Origin of the sequence: Microbispora rosea (genome assembly GCF_900156315.1) — a bacterium.
Taxonomy (GTDB): Bacteria; Actinomycetota; Actinomycetes; order Streptosporangiales; family Streptosporangiaceae; genus Microbispora; species Microbispora rosea.
Map to the genome: position 1 here is coordinate 266,472 of NZ_FTNI01000005.1, position 17,762 is coordinate 284,233.

General features: G+C 71.3%; 18 protein-coding genes. 6 read left to right on the forward strand and 12 right to left on the reverse strand.

The genetic code is table 11. The features are described from left to right. Positions 1-11: 11 nt before the first annotated feature. Positions 12-971 carry an alpha/beta hydrolase gene (locus tag BXA11_RS10005; protein ID WP_076434243.1) on the reverse strand — a complete coding sequence of 320 codons (960 nt, stop codon included), beginning with the start codon at positions 969-971 and terminating at the stop codon, positions 12-14. A 41-nt stretch (positions 972-1,012) separates the two neighbouring features. On the opposite strand from BXA11_RS10005, the gene BXA11_RS10010 reads away from it, so the two are divergent. Further along, entirely contained in the window at positions 1,013-1,489 is a 477-nt protein-coding gene (locus BXA11_RS10010) for a MarR family winged helix-turn-helix transcriptional regulator (protein WP_076434244.1), read from the forward strand. A 118-nt stretch (positions 1,490-1,607) separates the two neighbouring features. Here the strand turns inward: BXA11_RS10010 and BXA11_RS41220 are convergent, their stop codons facing one another. After that, positions 1,608-2,963 (reverse strand): nitroreductase/quinone reductase family protein, encoded by a 1,356-nt coding sequence (locus BXA11_RS41220; RefSeq protein ID WP_083744108.1) that lies wholly within the window; start codon positions 2,961-2,963, stop codon positions 1,608-1,610. A gap of 502 nt (positions 2,964-3,465) precedes the next feature. Here BXA11_RS41220 and BXA11_RS10025 point away from each other — a divergent pair. Both BXA11_RS10025 and BXA11_RS10030 read left to right on the forward strand, forming a co-directional pair. Then, on the forward strand, positions 3,466-4,197 hold the full coding sequence (locus BXA11_RS10025) for a dienelactone hydrolase family protein (protein WP_076434245.1): 732 nt from the start codon (positions 3,466-3,468) through the stop codon (positions 4,195-4,197). 476 nt (positions 4,198-4,673) lie between these two features. After that, positions 4,674-5,099, forward strand: coding sequence for a VOC family protein (locus BXA11_RS10030; protein WP_204053934.1), 426 nt, complete (start codon positions 4,674-4,676; stop codon positions 5,097-5,099). A gap of 383 nt (positions 5,100-5,482) precedes the next feature. Here the strand turns inward: BXA11_RS10030 and BXA11_RS10035 are convergent, their stop codons facing one another. The 7 genes from BXA11_RS10035 to BXA11_RS10065 all read right to left on the reverse strand — a co-directional run bounded on the left by BXA11_RS10035 (position 5,483) and on the right by BXA11_RS10065 (position 12,095). Then, entirely contained in the window at positions 5,483-6,349 is an 867-nt protein-coding gene (locus BXA11_RS10035) for an ABC transporter ATP-binding protein (protein WP_076434247.1), read from the reverse strand. A gap of 20 nt (positions 6,350-6,369) precedes the next feature. Further along, a complete protein-coding gene (locus tag BXA11_RS10040; RefSeq protein WP_076434248.1) occupies positions 6,370-7,170 on the reverse strand; it encodes an ABC-2 transporter permease in 801 nt (266 codons plus the stop codon). Continuing rightward, on the reverse strand, positions 7,167-7,856 hold the full coding sequence (locus tag BXA11_RS10045; protein ID WP_076434249.1) for a hypothetical protein: 690 nt from the start codon (positions 7,854-7,856) through the stop codon (positions 7,167-7,169). Before BXA11_RS10045 ends, BXA11_RS10040 begins: the two co-directional genes overlap by 4 nt. Before the next feature lie 31 nt (positions 7,857-7,887). Continuing rightward, positions 7,888-8,826: a zf-HC2 domain-containing protein gene (locus tag BXA11_RS10050; RefSeq protein ID WP_076434250.1), complete on the reverse strand. Its 939-nt coding sequence runs from the start codon at positions 8,824-8,826 to the stop codon at positions 7,888-7,890. Then, positions 8,823-9,377 carry an RNA polymerase sigma factor gene (locus tag BXA11_RS10055; protein WP_076434251.1) on the reverse strand — a complete coding sequence of 185 codons (555 nt, stop codon included), beginning with the start codon at positions 9,375-9,377 and terminating at the stop codon, positions 8,823-8,825. Before BXA11_RS10055 ends, BXA11_RS10050 begins: the two co-directional genes overlap by 4 nt. Before the next feature lie 102 nt (positions 9,378-9,479). After that, a complete protein-coding gene (locus tag BXA11_RS10060) occupies positions 9,480-10,889 on the reverse strand; it encodes an MFS transporter (RefSeq protein WP_204053928.1) in 1,410 nt (469 codons plus the stop codon). Between the two features lie 276 nt (positions 10,890-11,165). Continuing rightward, on the reverse strand, positions 11,166-12,095 hold the full coding sequence (locus BXA11_RS10065) for an RNA polymerase sigma-70 factor (protein ID WP_076434253.1): 930 nt from the start codon (positions 12,093-12,095) through the stop codon (positions 11,166-11,168). 201 nt (positions 12,096-12,296) lie between these two features. On the opposite strand from BXA11_RS10065, the gene BXA11_RS10070 reads away from it, so the two are divergent. Then, positions 12,297-13,649: an FAD-binding oxidoreductase gene (locus BXA11_RS10070; RefSeq protein WP_239105205.1), complete on the forward strand. Its 1,353-nt coding sequence runs from the start codon at positions 12,297-12,299 to the stop codon at positions 13,647-13,649. 103 nt (positions 13,650-13,752) lie between these two features. Here BXA11_RS10070 and BXA11_RS10075 read toward each other — a convergent pair whose 3' ends face one another. Together BXA11_RS10075 and BXA11_RS10080 are read right to left on the reverse strand one after the other, a co-directional pair. Further along, positions 13,753-14,709 (reverse strand): diacylglycerol/lipid kinase family protein, encoded by a 957-nt coding sequence (locus tag BXA11_RS10075; RefSeq protein ID WP_083744109.1) that lies wholly within the window; start codon positions 14,707-14,709, stop codon positions 13,753-13,755. A gap of 29 nt (positions 14,710-14,738) precedes the next feature. Beyond that, positions 14,739-15,134: a DUF3224 domain-containing protein gene (locus tag BXA11_RS10080; RefSeq protein WP_076434254.1), complete on the reverse strand. Its 396-nt coding sequence runs from the start codon at positions 15,132-15,134 to the stop codon at positions 14,739-14,741. Between the two features lie 200 nt (positions 15,135-15,334). On the opposite strand from BXA11_RS10080, the gene BXA11_RS10085 reads away from it, so the two are divergent. Then, positions 15,335-16,147 (forward strand): ATP-binding protein, encoded by an 813-nt coding sequence (locus tag BXA11_RS10085; RefSeq protein ID WP_076434255.1) that lies wholly within the window; start codon positions 15,335-15,337, stop codon positions 16,145-16,147. Positions 16,148-16,192: 45 nt separating this feature from the next. Here BXA11_RS10085 and BXA11_RS10090 read toward each other — a convergent pair whose 3' ends face one another. After that, positions 16,193-16,642: a universal stress protein gene (locus BXA11_RS10090; RefSeq protein ID WP_208865558.1), complete on the reverse strand. Its 450-nt coding sequence runs from the start codon at positions 16,640-16,642 to the stop codon at positions 16,193-16,195. A 184-nt stretch (positions 16,643-16,826) separates the two neighbouring features. Between BXA11_RS10090 and BXA11_RS10095 the strand changes: the two genes are divergently transcribed. Then, a complete protein-coding gene (locus BXA11_RS10095; RefSeq protein WP_081903551.1) occupies positions 16,827-17,762 on the forward strand; it encodes an ABC transporter ATP-binding protein in 936 nt (311 codons plus the stop codon).

The window sequence follows — 17,762 nt, forward strand, 5'->3', positions numbered from 1 at the left end:
GGCGAGACCGATCACGACTCGGCCGAGCGGTTCTCGGCGGGGGAGGACGCGCGCGCCGCTCTCCCGCCGAGAACGCGCCCGCCGACCCGCTGGCCGAGAAAGACAGCCGCGCGGTCCAGCGCCTCGTCCGCCTCGTCCAGCACGCCGGCGAACGACTGGAACACGTGCGGCACGCCGGCGGTGACGTCCAGGATGACATCCACTCCGGCCGCCCGGGCGCGCGCGGCCAGGCGCGTGGAGTCGTCCAGCAGGAGCTCGTTGGTGCCCACCTGGAGCAGCATCGGAGGGAAACCCGTCAGATCGGCGAGGACGGCCGGGCTGAGGAGAGGCTGGTGCGGGTCGGCCCCGGCGAGATACATGACCCCGGTGCGCTCGACGGCCTCGCGGGTGAAAATCGGGTCCACGCCTTCCTTGGTATCCATGCTCTCGCCCGTCCGCGTGGCATCCAGCCCCGGGGAGAACGCCACGACCGCGGCGGGCAACGGAAGACCAGCGTCGCGCGCGGCGAGACAGGTGGTGACCGCGAGGCCGCCGCCGGCGGACTCCCCGGCGAACGCGACGGCCGACGGGTCCACGCCGCTGTCGAGAAGAGCGCGGTAGGCGCCCACGGTGTCTTCGATCGCGGCGGGGAACGGATGCTCGGGGGCAAGCCGGTAGTCCACCGAGTAGGCCTCGAAGCCGGTCCTGGCCACCAGGTTTCCCGTCAGCGACAGGGCGGTCTCGGGGGATCCGTAAACCCAGCCGCCGCCGTGGAAGTACAGGATCGTCCCGGCGCGGCGCCCGTTGTCCGGCTCGACATGCAGAGCGGGCCGGCCGCCGAGCGTCGTCCGCGTCAGGCGAAGGGCGTCAGGCACGATCATCTGCGTCATCAGCGCCTCGAAGCCCGCTCGGAGCGCCTCGACCGACCGTGGGCCCTCGGGCTGTGGCTGCCGCAGCAACGCGTCGACTCGGGCGCGCTGTTCCTTGCTCATGCGTACTCCCGCCGTAAGTAGATTCCCGTACACTATATGCCATGGCATCTAAATGGAGCGGGGAGGCAGCCGGCCTCCAGAGCTTCTTCGCCGATCTCGTCCGATGCGAGACGCGCCTGTACAACGCCCTCAACGACCGTCTACGTGAACGGCACGGCATCGTCACCTCCCAGTTCGAGGCGCTGCGCTACCTGCGCGACCACCCCGGATCCCGCGTGGCGGACCTCGCCGCCGAATTCGCCATCGGCATCGGCGCGACCAGCAAGGGCATCGACCGCCTCGAAAAACACGGATGGGCCGTCCGCCGCCCGAACCCGGCCGATCGCCGATCCTCCCTGCTGGCCCTGACCGACGACGGCTCGCAACTCGTCGACGCGGCGGAGACGACCGTCACCGACGCATTGGCCGAGCTGATCGGAGACACACTCGACGGTCCCCCCGGGGCGGCCACCCGGCAGGTCGTCTCCACGCTGCGCTCCCTGCTCGAACGCGACCAGGTCGGCATGCCCACAGGCTGACCGCGAGAGACGTGAGCCCCGAGGCGACCGCCCCAACCGCGAAGCCCGGGCGGTTCCCTCGGGACGGGACGCTCAGCCGGTTGTTCCGCTCGCGCGATCAGAGGCGTCTACGGATGCATCAGCACCCCCTCCGGCCCCTCGCCCGGGATCCCGCCACCCAGTCCGCGAGGCGGCGCAGGAACGTCATGGCGACGGCAGGCGGATCCTGTGCCATCACGCTCGCGTGGAAGGCGTGCGGCATGCCCTCGTACAGGTCGAGGGTCACCTCGGCACCGGCGGCCGAGGCGGCTGCCGCGAAACGCCGCGTGTCGTCCAGCAGCACCTCCGCGGTCCCGGCCACGAGCAGGAGCGGGGGCAGGCCACTCAGGTCGCCGTGCAGCGGAGACTGAGGAGCCTGATCGGCAGGAGCTCCGGCCAGATACTGAGCGGTGACGTGTTCGGCGACCCGGCGACTGATCACATCCCGGCCGTCGTCGACGTCCAGGGAGCGGCTGGACAGGGTCAGATCGGTCAGCGGGGAAATCGCCACGGCAGCACCGGGGAGGGGATCGCCCGCTTCCTTCAGCGCAAGCAACGCCGACAGGACGAGCGTGCCGCCCGACGACTCGCCGCACACGATGACGCGATCGGACGGAACCCCCTGCTCCAGCAAGCTCCGATACACGGCCACCACGTCGTCCAGGGCGGCGGGATAGGGATGGACAGGGGCCAGACGCTGCTCCACCTTGAACGCGGGACGCCGGGTGGCCTCGGACAGGCGGCAGGCCATGAGCGGCTCCAGCGCCGGCTGGGTGTGCTCGAAACCGCCTCCGTGCACGTACAGCGTGACGCCGTCCCCGGTGGCCGACCCTCCCGCGGCGCTCACCCACACTCCCGGAACGCCTCCGGTGTGAGCAAGCGCTGGTGTCACGTCGGCGCCGAGCGCCGGAGCACCGGCGAGCAGGGACCTGATCGCGGCCATCACGGCCGCACGATCGTCTGAGGTGGCGGGGACCAGCGTGGCGTCCAGACGATCCGCGTGCAGCGGGGGAGAGGCGCCTTCCGGCAGGTCCGGGAAGGACACGGAGCGCGGAGTCAACGCGACGACCGGCAGGACGCGGCCGGACCGCGCCTGATAGTCCGCCCAGCCGGAGTCGGCCTCCACGGCGCGGGCGAACAGCCGCTCGCGTTCCTCGCCCTCCAGAACGGCGGCCTCGGCCTCGACCGTGAAGACCCCGGTCTCCACGGTGACGCGGGGATCGGCACGCAGATTGTGATACCAGGCCGGGTGGTGCGGCGCGCCGCCGGCCGAGGCGATGACCAGCATGCGGCCCCCCTCATCATTCAGGTAGCCCAGGGGAACCGTGCGACGGACTCCCGAACGGGCGCCGGTGGTGGTCAGGAGGAGCAGCCTGGCCCCCTCGAAAGGGCCGCCCACCTTTCCCCGATTGGCGCGGAACTCCTGGATGATCTGCTGATTGAAGTCGTACGGCATTCTCTGCTTTCTTGATCAGGGCTTGCTCGGTCAGGGCATGGCGAATCGACCGCCTCGCCACATGAGGGCAGGCGGTTGTGAAGGAATAGCGGAAACGCGCGCGGCGGCAAAGGGGCGGCATGACGGCGATTTCGCCGACACCGCGGGCCGCGCCGATACGCGGGAGGAAGAATTCAGATCACGAGGTCCAAATCGCGGCGGGCCTCGCGCCCGCCCGGCCCTCACGCCGTGGCCGGGTGCCTCACTCGCTTGTGGCCCATGGCCGACCCGGCAGTCACGGCGCTCACGCTATCGCCACCTCAGGAACGCGGCAACACCGCATCTGTACCCATTTATGACATCGCGGTCCCGTCCTGGACTGTCTGTGATACGTTCGCCGACACCGCGCGCCGCCGCGAACCGAGGAGGTGAGACCGATCAACGCTGTGACAGGTCGGGACTCCCTCCTTCGCATGGCCTAGGGGAGTGCCCGCAGCAGGCATCCCGAAAGGCGTGAAACGCTGTGCGCTTCATTTCCCAGACGTCGTCCGACGGCGTCACCGAACAACTCTTCATCCTCGGTGAGATCCCCGGTGTGCTCTGGACACCGGAAAACACCGCAGGCGCCCGTCCTCTCATCCTGATGGGCCACGGTGGCGGCAGGCACAAGAAGGACCCCGACGTCGTGGCCCGCGCGCGCCGCTTCGTCACCGGGGGAGGCTTCGCGGTCGCCGCCGTGGACGTCCCCGGCCACGGTGACCGCCCCAAGGACGAGAGGTACGACAGGATCGCGACCGAGAACCAGGCCCGTGTCACGGCAGGGGAGGAGCCGGCTCCGCTGATCGCCGCTTTTCAGGCACTCGTGGCTCGCCAGACCGTCCCGGAATGGCGGACGGTGCTGCGGGAGCTCCAGCGACTCGAGCACGTCGGCGCCGGGCCGGTGGGCTACTGGGGCGTGTCGTTGGGGTGCGGTCTCGGCGTTCCGTTCGTCGCCGCCGAACCCCGGGTCCGCGCGGCGGTGCTGGGCCTGGGCGGGGCCCTGGCATCGGCCGAGGCCGCCGCGCGGATCACCGTCCCGGTGCGGTTCCTGCTGCAGTGGGACGACGAACGGGTGCCGAGGGCCCAGGGGCTGGCGCTGTTCGACGCCTTGGCCTCAGCCGGCAAGACGCTGCACGCCAACCCCGGCAGGCATGGGGAGCTTCCCGCGTTCGAGGCCGACAGCTCGCTGCGCTTCTTCCAGCGGCACCTTTGTTGAGGCCGTCGCCACGTCACGGGTGAGCCGGGCCGGTGTGCGGGGGAGCGCGACGTGCGGCTCTCCGGTCATCTGTCGTCGCCGACCACGGACAGGGCCGTGCGGAGCCGGTCGCCGAGCTCGACGGCCTGCTGCGCCGACCAGGGGATCACCCCGTTCTCGGTCATCAGAGCGTGGTGCTGAGGGATGCATGCTCATGGCCGCCACCGTAGGTGGCGCTGAGGCTGATCGGCGAATGTCCGGTCACCGACGGAAAGAGCGGACATTGCGTCCTATACAAGACAGAATTCACCTTCTGTCCGGTATGGGACTTAATAGGGGCTTTTGTCGTACCTAGGGAAGGGTGGACGCCCGGCGGTGACGGCCACATGCGAGATCCTGGGACCCGGGTGTCGAGAATGCGGCACCGGCTCCGTCCCAGGTCTGCGGGCGGCCATGACGGGCCGCGACAAAGGAGGATCACCATGACGATTCAGCGGATGGACAACGTCGGCATCGTGGTCGACGACCTGGAGGCCGCCATTGCGTTCTTCGTGGAACTCGGCATGGAGCTGGAGGGAAAGGCGCTGATCGAGGGCCCTTGGGCGGCACGTCTCGTCGGGCTCGACGACCAGCGAGTCGACATCGCGATGATGCGGACCCCGGACGGCCACGGGCGGATCGAGTTGGCGAAGTACCACACGCCGGCGGCGATCGGCGGCGTGCCGGAGGACGCCCCGGCGAACACGCTGGGCATTCGCCGCATCATGTTCGCCGTCGACGACATGGACGAGGTCATCGCGCGCCTGCGCACCCACGGCGCCGAACTCGTCGGCAAGGTGGTGCAGTACGAGGACGCGTACCGGCTCTGCTACATCCGCGGGCCCGAGGGAATCGTCGTCGCGCTGGCCGAGGAGGTCGGCTGACGGTCTCGTCGTGGAGACGGCGTATGCGCACATCGAAGGGCGTTCCGAAAACCTGCCGACCGCCCCCTCTCCACACCTTCCGCCATTGCTCGATAATGAACATTATGTCAAGTTAGCTGTCCCGGCCACTCCTCCCGCCGGTCCGCTGCCCGTGTACGACCGGACGGCTCCCTCCGAGTGCGACCCTGCCACGGCGCTCGCGCACTCGACATTGAGCGACTCGGGACCGGACCGGTCGTACGCGGGCAACGGACCGGCGGGTGTGGCGCGTGAAGGCATCGGGTCCGTACGGCGCGCTCGGCGGCTGATCGGCGGGTCCCCCGCCCGCGGGTGTGGCCGATCGGCCGATCACCGACGGTGATCGGCCGCCTCTCCCCCGCTGTTCAGCCGTTCGTGCCCGCGTGCATGAGCGCGACGTACCCCTCCTCCAGCGAGGGCTGGACCGGTACGGCGCGGGGGTCGGGCCGGGAGGAGCTGACGAGACGGTAGTGGGTGCCGTCAGAGCGGCTCACGGCGGAGACGACGACGCCGGTGGCGGGCGGTCCCTGGCCGACCAGTTCCCAGGTCACGCCTTCGGCCCGCTGGACGATGTCGGCGACCGGGCCGTTGAAGACGACCCTGCCGCGGGCCATCACGGCCGTGTCGCGGCAGGTCTGGGCGACGTCCTCGACGATGTGGGTGCTGAGCAGCACGGTGCGGCCGGCGGCGATGGATGCCAGGAGCGTGCGGAAGCGGATGCGTTCCTCGGGGTCGAGTCCGGCGGTGGGTTCGTCGACCACGACGAGCGCGGGGTCACCGAGCAGGGCCTGCGCGATGCCGACGCGGCGGCGCATGCCGCCGGAGAAGCCGCGCAGCTTGCGGGTGGCGGCGTCGGCCAGGCCGACCATGTCGAGCAGTTCCCCGATCTGGCGGCGGCGGGCGGCGGTGTCGTCGAGCCCCTTGAGCAGGCCGACGTAGTCGAGGAACTCCTGGGCCGACAGATCGGGGTAGAGACCGAGGTCCTGGGGCAGGTAGCCGAGCCGGCGTTGTACGGCCAGGCGGCCGGTCCTGGTGGCGAGGTCGTGGCCGCCGACGCGTACGGTGCCGGCGGTGGGCGGCAGGACTCCGGCGAGCACGCGCATGAGCGTGGTCTTGCCCGCGCCGTTGGTGCCGAGCAGGCCGTACATGCCGCCGGGGACGGTGAGGTCGAGTCCGTCGAGGGCGGTGACCTTGCCGAAGGTGCGGCGCAGCCCGGAGATCTGGATGTCCATGCGAGGTGTCTTTCTGGAGGTCAGGCGGACAGGTTTCTGCGGCGCAGCAGCGGTGGGGCCAGGGCGAGGGGTGGGAGGCTGAGCACGAGGAGCAGGGCGATGGCGACGACGGCCGTCGCGCCGCCGGGCTCGGGTCGCAGGAACTCCAGCCAGCCGTCGGTGCCCGCGTACAGGGCCCGCTCCCCCATCAGCCAGCTCGCCGGGTAGTCGCCGAGGGGGGTCAGCAGGGTCCCGGTCAGTGAGGGGAACAGGTCGGGGTTGAGCATGTTGCCCCAGAACCAGTAGCCGACGAACAGCACCCGGAACAGCGGGGCGGTCGTCAGCAGCGGGCAGACGAGGGCGAAGGCGGCCACGAAGGCCAGCCCGGGGAGGGTGATCACGGCGAAGGCGACGGCTGCCCAGGCGAACAGGGCGGGGTCGTGCCGGTGGGCGGTCTCGCCTGCGGCGGCGGTGAGGAGGACCAGCGCGGCGGGGACCGCGGTGGAGGTCAGGCCGCCGAGGTACTTGCCGGCGGCGAGCGCGCCCCGGCCGGTCGGGAGGCTTTCGAGCAGGGACGCCAGGCCGAGGCGGCGGTCGCGGGTGAGGCGGTCGGCGAGCACCATTCCGAAGCCGATCGGCAGGAGGATGGACATCAGCAGGGCCCAGCCCGCCATCACCTCGCGGGGTGGGGTGCCGAGGGGCAGGTGGCGTGGTCCGCGGTCGCCCTGGGTGAGGGTGAGGACGACGGCGAGGGTGGCGGTGGTGATCCACAGGGATCGTTTGCGGACCTGCATGCGGAACTCGTAGCGGGTCACCGCCCACGTCTGTCGCACGGTGGTCATGTCTCCTCCTCGGTGAGCAGGCGTTCGGGGCGGCGCAGCAGGATCAGGGCGAGGGCCGCGAGCAGTGCCCCGGAGGTGGCCAGCGCCGCGCGGTTGGCGTTCCAGTCGGTGGGGACGCCGATGCGGGTGGTCATGAACAGAAAGAACGGGCGGAGCCCGGGGGTGGTGGCGAAGGACGCGGCGAACAGTTGTTCGCCGAGCCATACGGCGGCGACGGTCGTGGTGGCGAGCACGACGCTGCGTCCGAGTGCGGCGACCAGGAGGGCGAGCCCGGTGAGCCACAGGAGTGGGGCGGCCCAGACGAGGGGCGCGTACGGCAGGCCGGGCCCGTTCCACCAGCCGCCGACGGCGAGTGCGGCGGAGAGGGCGATGGACAGGGCGGCGCTGAGGATGCCGAGGACGGCCAGGCGGCGGCCGAGGGTCGTGGTGTACGGGGTGGGCAGGGTGAGCTGGAGTTCGCGGCTGGGGTCGTGGGAGACGACGGCGACGGCGGCCATGCCGGCGGACAGCGGGATGAGTGCTTCGAGTCCGGTGAGCAGGATGCGTTCGAGTTGGGGACGTGGGGTGCCGAAGGCCGCGGCCGTCGCGGTGAGGGCGAGGGTGGCGGCGAGTGCGGCGGCGGGGGCCGCGCACGCGGTCCAGCCCGCGCGGCGCAGTTCGTGCCGCCACAGGGGTAGGTGCTTCACGGGGGGTTGGTACCGGCGGGGGTGTGAAGGTTCATCGCCAGATGTGTCGGGCGTGCCGGGATCGGGGCAGGCGCGGGCTGAGCAGGAATGTGGTGGCCACGACGGCGGCGGCCGCGGTCAGTACGGCGGGGCCGGGTGTCCATAGGGGGTCGACGAGGCGGAGTACGGCCGGGCTGAGGCCGGTCGGGGCGGTCTGGCCGGTCGACAGGGCGCGGGCCAGCCAGAGTGCGAGGGCGGTGGTGACGCCGGCGGAGGGCCGGTAGAGGACGGAGAGGGCGAAGCTGGTTGCCGACAGGGGGACGAGGGGGCCGAACCAGGCGGTGACCAGTCCGGCCGCTCCCCCGCCGGGGGTGAGTGCGGTCAGTGCGAGGGTGGCGAGCAGGCCGGCGGTGACGGTGGCGGTGAGCACGAGGGTGAGCCGGGCGAGCAGGACCACGCGGGGTGGGGTGGGCAGGGCGGCGGCGAGTTCTGCGGGCGGGTCGTTGTCGGTTCCGCAGGCTCCGGCGACGGCGAGCGCGGCTGCGAGTGGCACGGTCATGGCGAGGATCTGTGCGGCGTGCCTGGTGGGGGCGAGCGCGGCCAGGATGGCGCCGCCGGCGATGAGTGCGGCGGCGAGTGTCCAGACGGGCCATCGGATGAGGGTTCGCTGGCGGGTGAGGATGCCGAGTGCGCGGTGGAGGGGCCGGGTGCCGATGTCGCGCCGGTAGGTGGGGACGGGCCGCGTGGTGGCCAGGCCTGGGGTGGTGCCGGGGGTGGTTGCGAGGCGGCGGCGGATGGCGGTGAGGATGCCCGGGGATGGTGGGGCGACGCGTGCGGTGGTGTCGTGTACGGCGGTGGCGGTGGCGTGCCATGCGCGGGCCTGGGTGGCGCAGGCGGGGCAGCCGGCCAGGTGGGCGGTGACGGCGGCGGCGGCGGCGCCGGTGAGGTGGCCTGCGGCGTAGGCGGGCAGTTGGTGGGTGGGGTGGGTCATCGTGGTCTCCCCTCGACCTCGACGGGCAAGGCTCTGGCCAGGGCGGCGCGTGCGGCGAACAGCCGGCTTTTGACCGTGCCGACGGGGATGTCCAGGATTTGGGAGATCTCGGCGTGGGACAGTCCGGCGGACAGGGCGAGGGTGAGGACTTCGCGGTGGGCGGCGGGCAGTGCGGTGAGCGCGGCGGCGACGGCGGCGGTGTCGGCGCGGGCGAGGGTCACGACTTCGGGGTCGGGTTCTGTGGATGGGAGGAGGGCGGCCTCGTCCAGGGGGCGGGGGGCGGGGCGGCCGCCGTTCATGCGTTTGAGCGCTTGGCGGCGGCAGATGCCGTACAGCCAGGTGCGGACGGTGGAGCGGCCTTCGTAGGTTCGGGCCGAGCGCCAGAGGGCGATGAAGGTTTCCTGGAGGGCCTCCTCTGCGGCGCCGCGGTCGCGTAGCAGTCCTTCGGCGTAGGCGAGCAGGGCGTGGGCGTGCCGGGTGTAGAGCAGTTCGAAGGCGTGCTCGTCTCCTGCGGCGACCAGGCGCAGCAGCGGGAGGTCCGTGTCGTCCATCGTGTGTGGGTACTGTGCCGGGCCGCGGGGTTCGGCGCTATCCGGTGTGATACCCCTCACAATGTCCGGTTGCTTCGGGTGCGGGTGCCTACGTGGGGCGGCTCATGACGTGAGCCGGCTGGGAGGAGCTGTGAGCGGCGGCTCACTGACTACCTGGTCTGCTGGTTGTTCGGACCGGACGGAGGCGGTCAGCCACAGGCCGGTGAACACGGCGCAGGCCAGCGTCACGGCACCGGCCGCGAGGAAGGCGCTGTTGAGGCCGGATTCGAAGGAGGCGCCGCCGGACTCCCGGGTGTGGACGATCGCCCCGAGCACGGCCACGCCGAGCACCGCGCCGATCTGGCGGGTGGTGCTGCTGACGCCCGAGGCGAGGCCGCCCTCCTGTGGGCTGACCGCCTGGATGGCGGCCCCGGTCAGCGGTGACATGGTGAGTGCGAATCCGGTGCCGACGACGGCCAGCCGCCACCACACGTTCCCGTAGCCGGTGTCGGCGTGGACGAAGCCCAGCGCGAGCAGTCCCAGCCCGGCCAGCGCCAGGCCGATGGCGGCGACGGCCCGGAAGCCGTACCTGGCCGCGAGGCGGCCCGCGTACGGGCTGACGATCACCATGGCCAGCGAGGTGGGCAGGGTCCGCAGCCCGGCGACCAGGATCGAGGTGCCCTGGACGTAGACGAAGAACTGGGAGAAGAAGAACGACGACCCCATGAGTGCGAACCCGACCACGACCATCGCGGTGTTGGACGCCGTGAACAGTCGCCGGCGGAACAGCCGCAGCGGCAGCATGGGCGTCGGCACATGACTCTCGACGACGACGAACGCGGCGAGGAGCACCAGTCCGGCGGCGAAGCCGCCCAGGATCACCGGGGAGGTCCAGCCTCGGGAACCGCCCTCGATCAGGCCGTAGGTCACGGCGCCCACGGCGGCGACGGACAGGACCGTGCCGGGGACGTCGATCGGCGGCGCGCTCGGGTTGCGGGACTCCCCCAGCACGCGCAGTCCGGCCAGCAGCAGGACGGCCCCGATGGGCACGTTGACCAGGAAGATGGCGGGCCAGCCGAAGGCCTCCACCAGGATTCCGCCCGCCAGTGGTCCGGCGGCCAGGCCGATGCCGCTGAGCCCGGCCCACAACCCGATCGCTCTGACGCGCTCCCTCGGGGCGGGATACGCGGCGGCGAGCAGCGCCAGCGAGGCGGGGCTCAGCGCCGCGGCCCCGGCGCCTTGCAGCACCCGCCCGGTGATCAGCCAGCCGATCGAGGGTGCGAGCGAACACACCACGGAGGCGGCTGTGAACACCGCCACCCCGGCCAGGAACACCCGCCTGCGGCCGAACCGGTCGGCGAAGACGCCGCCCGACAGCAGCAGCATGGCGACCAGCAGCACGTAGGCGTCGACGATCCACTGCAGGCCGGTCAGTCCGGTGTGGAGCCGCTGCTGCATGTCGGGCAGGGCGGCGCCGACGATCGTGTTGTCGAGCAGCACCATGAACTGGCCTGTGCAGGTCAGGGTGAGCAACGCTTTTACGCGGATACCTTCTCGGTGCGGTTGTTCGGTCGATTCCATGACTGTGCACCCTAATGGCCTGCCGTGGGTGCTAGAAAAGCCGGGAAAATTGCTTCCGATGTGTCTCGTCGCAGGTCAGATCGGGTGGCGATGGGGAGGCCATGAAATGGCGCTCCGTGCAATGAGATGAATGTCTCCGTGCTCGCCGGTGCGTGGCCATATCGAGCGGGATTTGTCCAGTGGCGAAATTGCGGGAAACGGCCGCCGAGGGTGGGCGGAGCGCCGGGTTCAGCGGGTCACCGTGGTCTCCCGCTCCATGCGTGACAGTTTCTCGGGGTTGCGTACGGCATAGAGGCCGGTGACGAGGCCGTCGTCGATGCGTACGGTGATGACGGTGTCGACGTGGCCGTCGACCCGGGCGATCAGTGCGGGGTGGCCGTTGACGTGTGCGGGCTCCAGCGAAACCGTGGGGGTGATCCTGCTCAGCACGTGGGCCACGTGGTCGGCTCCCACGATGGGGGTCAGGGCGGCCTGCTTGAGTCCGCCGCCGTCTGCCAGGAAGACGATGTCGGGGGCGAGGACGTCGAGCAGGTGTTGGAGGTCGCCGGTTTCGACCGCCTGCCGGAATGCGTGGAGGGCGTCGCGGGTCTGGTCCGGGGAGACGGCGTCGCGTGGGCGGCGGGCGGCGACGTGTGAGCGTGCGCGGTGGGCGATCTGGCGGACGGCTGCCTGGTTCTTGCCGACGCCTTCGGCGATCTCGTCGTAGTCCAGGTCGAACACCTCGCGCAGCACGAACACCGCCCGCTCGGTCGGCGACAGCGTCTCCAGCACCAGCAACATCGCCATGGACACGCTCTCGGCCAGCTCCACGTCCTCGGCCACGTCCGGCGCCGTCAGCAACGGCTCGGGCAACCACGGCCCGACGTAGGACTCCCTGCGGCGGCCGAGTGTGCGGAGTCGCTTCAGGGCCTGGCGGGTGGTGATGCGCACGAGGTAGGCGCGCTGGTCCCGTACGGCGTCGAGGTCGACGCCCGCCCACAGCAGCCAGGTCTCCTGCAGCACGTCCTCGGCGTCGGCGGCAGAGCCGAGCATCTCGTAGGCCACGGTGAACAGCAGATTTCGATGGGCGACGAACGCCTCGGTGGCCGGGTCCACGGCGGGCTGCGTCCGGCCGCCGCGGGCGTAGGGTCCGGGCGCGTCCGGTGGTCTCTCGCTCATTGACCGGTTCCTGTCTGCTGGTTCTCGACCGTTGCCTGCATACGATCCCGCCGCTCACCGCTTTGTGACACCCGTCGCCGGTGACGCACGTCACACAGCTGTGCTGTCACAGGGATCGGGTCGCCGGGATCTCTTGCTCGTCAGGACGCCGGATCGTAGGGGCCCGGCGTATTCGCCGTATGGAGAGCTGAGAGGAACGTCATGAACAACCTCATGAACGCGGCGGTTGAAAGCCTTCGCCGCGATTTCGGCGGCGACATCATCGAACCGGGAGCACCGGAGTACGCGTCGGCCAGCCGGACAGTGCTGGCTTCAGGTGGTCCGGCCTGTGTCCTGCGGCCCAGGAGTGTCGGGGATGTGCGGGCGGCGGTCAGGTTCGCCGCCGGTGCGGGGCTTGTGTTGTCCGTGCGGGGAGGCGGTCATGGCTTCGCGGGCTTCGGCACGAACGACGACGGCGTGGTGATCGATCTGAGCGGGCTCGCGAAGGTCGAGGTCGTCGACAAGGAGCGTCACCTCGTACGGATCGGCGGCGGCGCCACCTGGGGGCAGGTCGCGGCCGCCCTGGCCCCGCACGGACTGGCGATCTCGTCGGGCGACACCAGGAGCGTCGGTGTCGGCGGGCTGACGTTGGGGGGCGGCATCGGCTGGAAGGTCAGGAAGCACGGTCTGGCGTTGGACAGCGTGGTCGCGGCCGAGGTGGTGACCGCGGACGGACAGGTGGTGCGGGCCGGTGCGGAGGAGAACCCCGAGCTGTTCTGGGCGATTCGCGGTGGTGGGGGCAACTTCGGCGTCGTGACCGCCTTCACGTTCGCCGCGCATCCGACGACGGACGTCTTCTTCGGCAGGATCGCCTTCCCGGCGTCGGAGGCGGCCACCGTGCTCCAGGGGTGGGCGGAGTGTCTGCGCCGCGCCCCGGAAGAGCTCACTTCCACCGCGAATCTCGCCAATCCTCTCGCCGGCGGCCCTCGGGCGCCGATCGAGGTCCTGGTCGCCTTCGACGGCGACGACCCGCGGCTCGCGGCCCAGGCGATCGATCCGATCCGCCGGCTCGGCACGGTGATCGCCGACGATGTCGCGCTGAGGCCCTACGCCGACACGCTCGTGGACGGCGCCGTCGCGCCGCCGGGGATTCGTCTGTTCACCCGGAGCGGTTTCGTCGACAGGGAGTCGGTGCGCGAGGTCCTTGCGATCCTCGCCGCGGCCGGGGCGGCGGAGGGGGCGCCGTTCGTGTCCGTGCGCAGCGTCGGCGGCGCGGTGGCCCGGGTTCCCCGCGATGCCACGGCCTACGCGCATCGCCGGGCGGAATTGATGATCGTGACCATGGTCGCGGGGCCGGCGCCCGTCGTGGAGGCCGCGCGGCCGGCTCTGGAGGCGATCTGGGCCGGGCTCGCGCCCCACGTCGGCGGCGCGTACGGGAACTTCCTCGCTTCGGCGGGTGAGGAGGATGTGGCGGCGGTTTATCCGCCGCGGACCTACGAGCGGCTGGCAGCGGTCAAGCGCCAGTGGGACCCCGGCAACCTGTTCGCCCGCAATCACAACGTGCGGCCTCGGTAGGCCGCGCGGGCGGGGCGCGTCGTCCGAGGCGCCCGGCTGGGCCGGGCGGTTGGCCGTCGGTCCCGAGCCGGGCGCGCAGCGGTGGTCCGCGGGGTGTGCGTGGTCAGGCGGGGGTGTCGGGCAGGCAGACGGTGACGGCCTGGGGCACGGCTTTGACCGTGATGCGCTTGACCTCGTCGCGGGCTCCCCCGTCCAGTTCGTACGCCATGGGGGTGCGGAGTTTGACCGATACCTTTCTGGCGCGGGTGATGCGGACGAAGGGGGACTTCTCGGCGTTGCCGGCGCTCATGCGGCCGATGGTGCGGGCCCACTGGATGGGGCCTTCCGCGGTGGAGACGCCGACTTCGAGCCAGCCGTCGTCGTAGCGGGCGTCTTCGAAGACGTCGATGCCGCCGGTGACGGTGCCGACGTTGCCGACGAGGACGCAGCTGGCGTCGCCCTCGAACCAGTCGTTGCCGTCGATTTTGATTTTCATCGGGGTCACGGTGCCGCCGACGTGGCGCAGGCCGGTCCAGATGTAGGCGAGGCGGCCGAGGCGGTCCTTGAGGCCGCGGTCGGCGTCGGCGATCATCTCGGCGTCGAGGCCGACGCCTGCCATGACGGCGAAGTGCTCGCCGTTGATCTTGCCGAGGTCGAGTCTGGCGCGGCGGCCCTCGAAGCCGATGCGTACGGCCTCGGGGAGGTCTTCGGGGATGCCGAGGTTGCGGGCGAGGAGGTTGGCGGTGCCGGCGGGGACGATGGCGATGGCGGCGTCGCTGCCGGCGAGGGCGTCGACGCAGCGTTGCACGGTGCCGTCGCCGCCCCAGAGGAAGAACAGCTCGGCGCCGTCCTTGAGCGCCTGGCGGACCTTCTTGGGGGCCTTCTTGCTCTTGGGGACCTCGTACCAGAGCAGGTCGCCGACGTCGTAGCCGGCGATGAGCTTGCGGAGCTCGTCGAGGCCGCCGCCGACGGTCTTCTTGCGGTGTGCGATGACGGCGACGCGGGGTGGTGCCGGGGTTCGGGGGGTGGCGGGCGCGGCGGCGTGATCGTCCGCGGGCCGCCGGTCAGCGGATTTCACCATGGACCGGCGGCTACCCGGATGGGGGGCGGTTAGGCCTCGGGGAGGGTGTAGTCGAGGAGGTAGTGGTGGCCGTCGTCCACGCGGATGGCGCCTTCGCCGGTGAGGTCGGCCAGTTCGCCGGTGCCGCTGGTGGGGACGATCTGCCATTTCATCCACTGTTCGCCGTTGTGGCTGCCGGCGCTGTGCTGGAGGGTGAAGGTGCCCTTGCGGCCGTGGAGGGTGCCGTCGAAGTGTTCGACGCCGACGTAGGCGGCGGGGCCTTGGGGGGTGACGACGGTGAGGATCTCGGTGGTGCTGGTGCCGACGAGGTCGCCGTGGAAGGTCTTGGTGATGTGGTTGCGGCCGAAGGTGGCGCCTTCCTTGTCCTCGGTGGCCAGTTCGGTCCAGTTGGTGATGTCGAAGGTGCCGGTGGCGTGTCCGTTCATGGGTCCAGGGTGCCGCGTGTTCCTGTCATCTGCTGTCAGGTAGGGCGATGTCCGATGGGTGAGCGGAAGGAGAAAGTTAGGCGAATGCCGTGAAGCCCGCCACTTTGCAGCCGTTCATGACAGATGATCGGAGGCATGGGTTTTCCCCGACCGGCCGTCCCGGTCCTCGCGGGCCGGTCCGTCCAAGCCCGTTCGTCGCGATGCTGATCTCCCCCTTCCCTTCCCAGGAGGGCCGCAGGACCGCGTACAAGGTGTTCGGGTCGGCCGCGACCGCTCCGCGCCGGGCGCGCGCGTTCGTGCGGTGCCAGTTGCGGGGGTGGGAGCTCGCGGATCTGGCCGAGACGGCGGAGCTGGTCGTGTCCGAGCTGGTGACGAACGCGGTGCGGGCGACGGACGCCGTGGTCAGCCCGCCGATGGCCTCGTCGATGTTCCCGGTGGCCCTGCGTACGGTGGCGTTGCGGGTGCGGGTGGCGTCGGGACGGCCCAGCCTGTTCATCGAGGTGTGGGACGTCAGCGACCGTGACCCGGTGCCGCACGGCGAGGCGGGGAGCGAGCTGGGGGGTGAGCTGGGCGAGAGCGGCCGGGGGCTCGTGCTGGTCGGCAGCCTGGCCCGGCGCTGGGGTCATTACTCGGCGCCGGATCGCGGCAAGATCGTGTGGTGTGAGCTGGCCATCTCTCCGGTGGAGGGGGCGCGCTCGCCGGGGGCGGCGGGTGCTCCGGCCGCCGGTTCCGTACCGGGCGGGAGGCCGGGTCCGGCGGCGGTTCCGGCGGCGGTTCCGGCGGCGGTTCCGGCGGCGGGTCAGCAGGGTACGGATCGGCAGGCTGCGGCGGTCCCGGTCGCCGCTGAGGGAGCGTCCGCCGGAACGTCTGCGGGGACGGCTACGGGGACGCTGCCGCGGCGGGTGCGGCGGCACCCGGTGGGCGCGCGGGACGACGGTCCGGACGAGGCGACGCTGCTGCGGGTGCTGGAGGGCCTGCGGGCCCTGGACGTGTCCGGGCCCGACCGCGGCTGATCCCCCGGCGGATGCCCGGGGAATGCGCGGGGAATGCGCGGCGGGTCAGGGGACGACGGTGACCGGCCAGCGGCCGGTGCGGACCAGGCGGAGCGCGACCGAGCCGATGAAGCGGTGGCCGGCCTGGGTGGAGGCTCCCACCACGACCGCGTCCGCCTTGATCTCGTCGGCGATCCTGGCCAGGACGCCGGCGGCGTCGCCGTGCTCGGTGCGGAAGGTGTAGTCGACACGGGAGTGAGCGGTCTGGACGAAGTGCTCCACTTGCGCGCGCAGGTCCGCGGCGACCTCCTCCCCCGCCTCGATCACCGATGCCGACGCGGCCGGCACCATCGTGCTGATCGCTCCGGGGTTGGTGACGTAGACGAGGACGACGTGCGAACCCTGGCGGCGGGCGAGGCCCCAGGCGTAGGCGGCGGCACGTAGGGAGGTCTCCGAGCCGTCGATGCCGACGAGGATCACTCGCGGGCCGTCGGTGCCCAGCTCGAACGTGTTCACGCAAGTCAGGGTACGGCCACGCGGGGGCGGCCGCATCCGGGCCCGAGCCCGGGGCGGCCCAGGAAGGATCGGGTGGCGGTGCGACGGCTGCGGCGGGGAGGCGGGGAGGCGGCGCAGGGCCCGGCCGGGGGGCACGGATAACCTGTTGTGGAAATGTCGGGGCCGTTGGTTAGGGTCTCGGATTGTGGCCGATCAACCTTTGATCTACGCGCGTGGCCTGGTCAAACGCTTCGGGGAGTTCACCGCCGTCAACGGGATCGACCTCGACGTGGCGCCGGGTGAGGCGTTCGGTTTCCTCGGGCCCAACGGGGCCGGCAAGTCGTCGACCATGCGGATGATCGGGTGCGTGTCCACGCCGACCGCCGGGGAGCTGCGGATCCTGGGCATGGACGCGGTGCACGACGGGCCGAGGATCCGCGCGCGCCTGGGGGTGTGCCCGCAGCTGGACAATCTTGATCCCGACCTGACGGTGCGGGAGAACCTGGTGACGTACGCCCGCTATTTCGGGCTGTCGCGGGCGGAGAGCCGCAGGCGGGCCGACGAGTTGCTGGAGTTCGTGCAGCTCGGCGACCGCGCGGGCGGGAAGGTCGAGCCGCTGTCGGGGGGCATGAAGCGGCGGCTGACGATCGCGCGGGCGATGGTGAACGATCCTGATCTGGTGCTGCTCGACGAGCCGACGACGGGGCTGGACCCGCAGGCCCGTCACCTGTTGTGGGAGCGGTTGTTCCGGCTCAAGCAGCGGGGCACCACGCTGGTGCTGACGACGCACTACATGGACGAGGCCGAGCAGCTGTGCGACCGGCTGGTCGTGATGGACGGCGGCAGGATCGTGGCGGAGGGGTCGCCGAGGTCGCTGATCGAGACCTACTCGACGGCCGAGGTGGTCGAGTTGCGGTTCCCCGGCATGCCCGAGGTGGGGCCGCGATACGCGGCGGCGCTGGAGGGGGTGGGCAAGCGGGTCGATCCGCTGCCGGACAGGGTGCTGGTCTACGTGGACGACGGCGACGCCGCGCTCGCCGAGATCCAGCGGCGCGGTCTGGAGCCGACGAGCGTGCTGGTGCGGCGGTCGACGCTGGAGGATGTGTTCCTCCATCTGACGGGCCGGACGTTGGTGGACTGA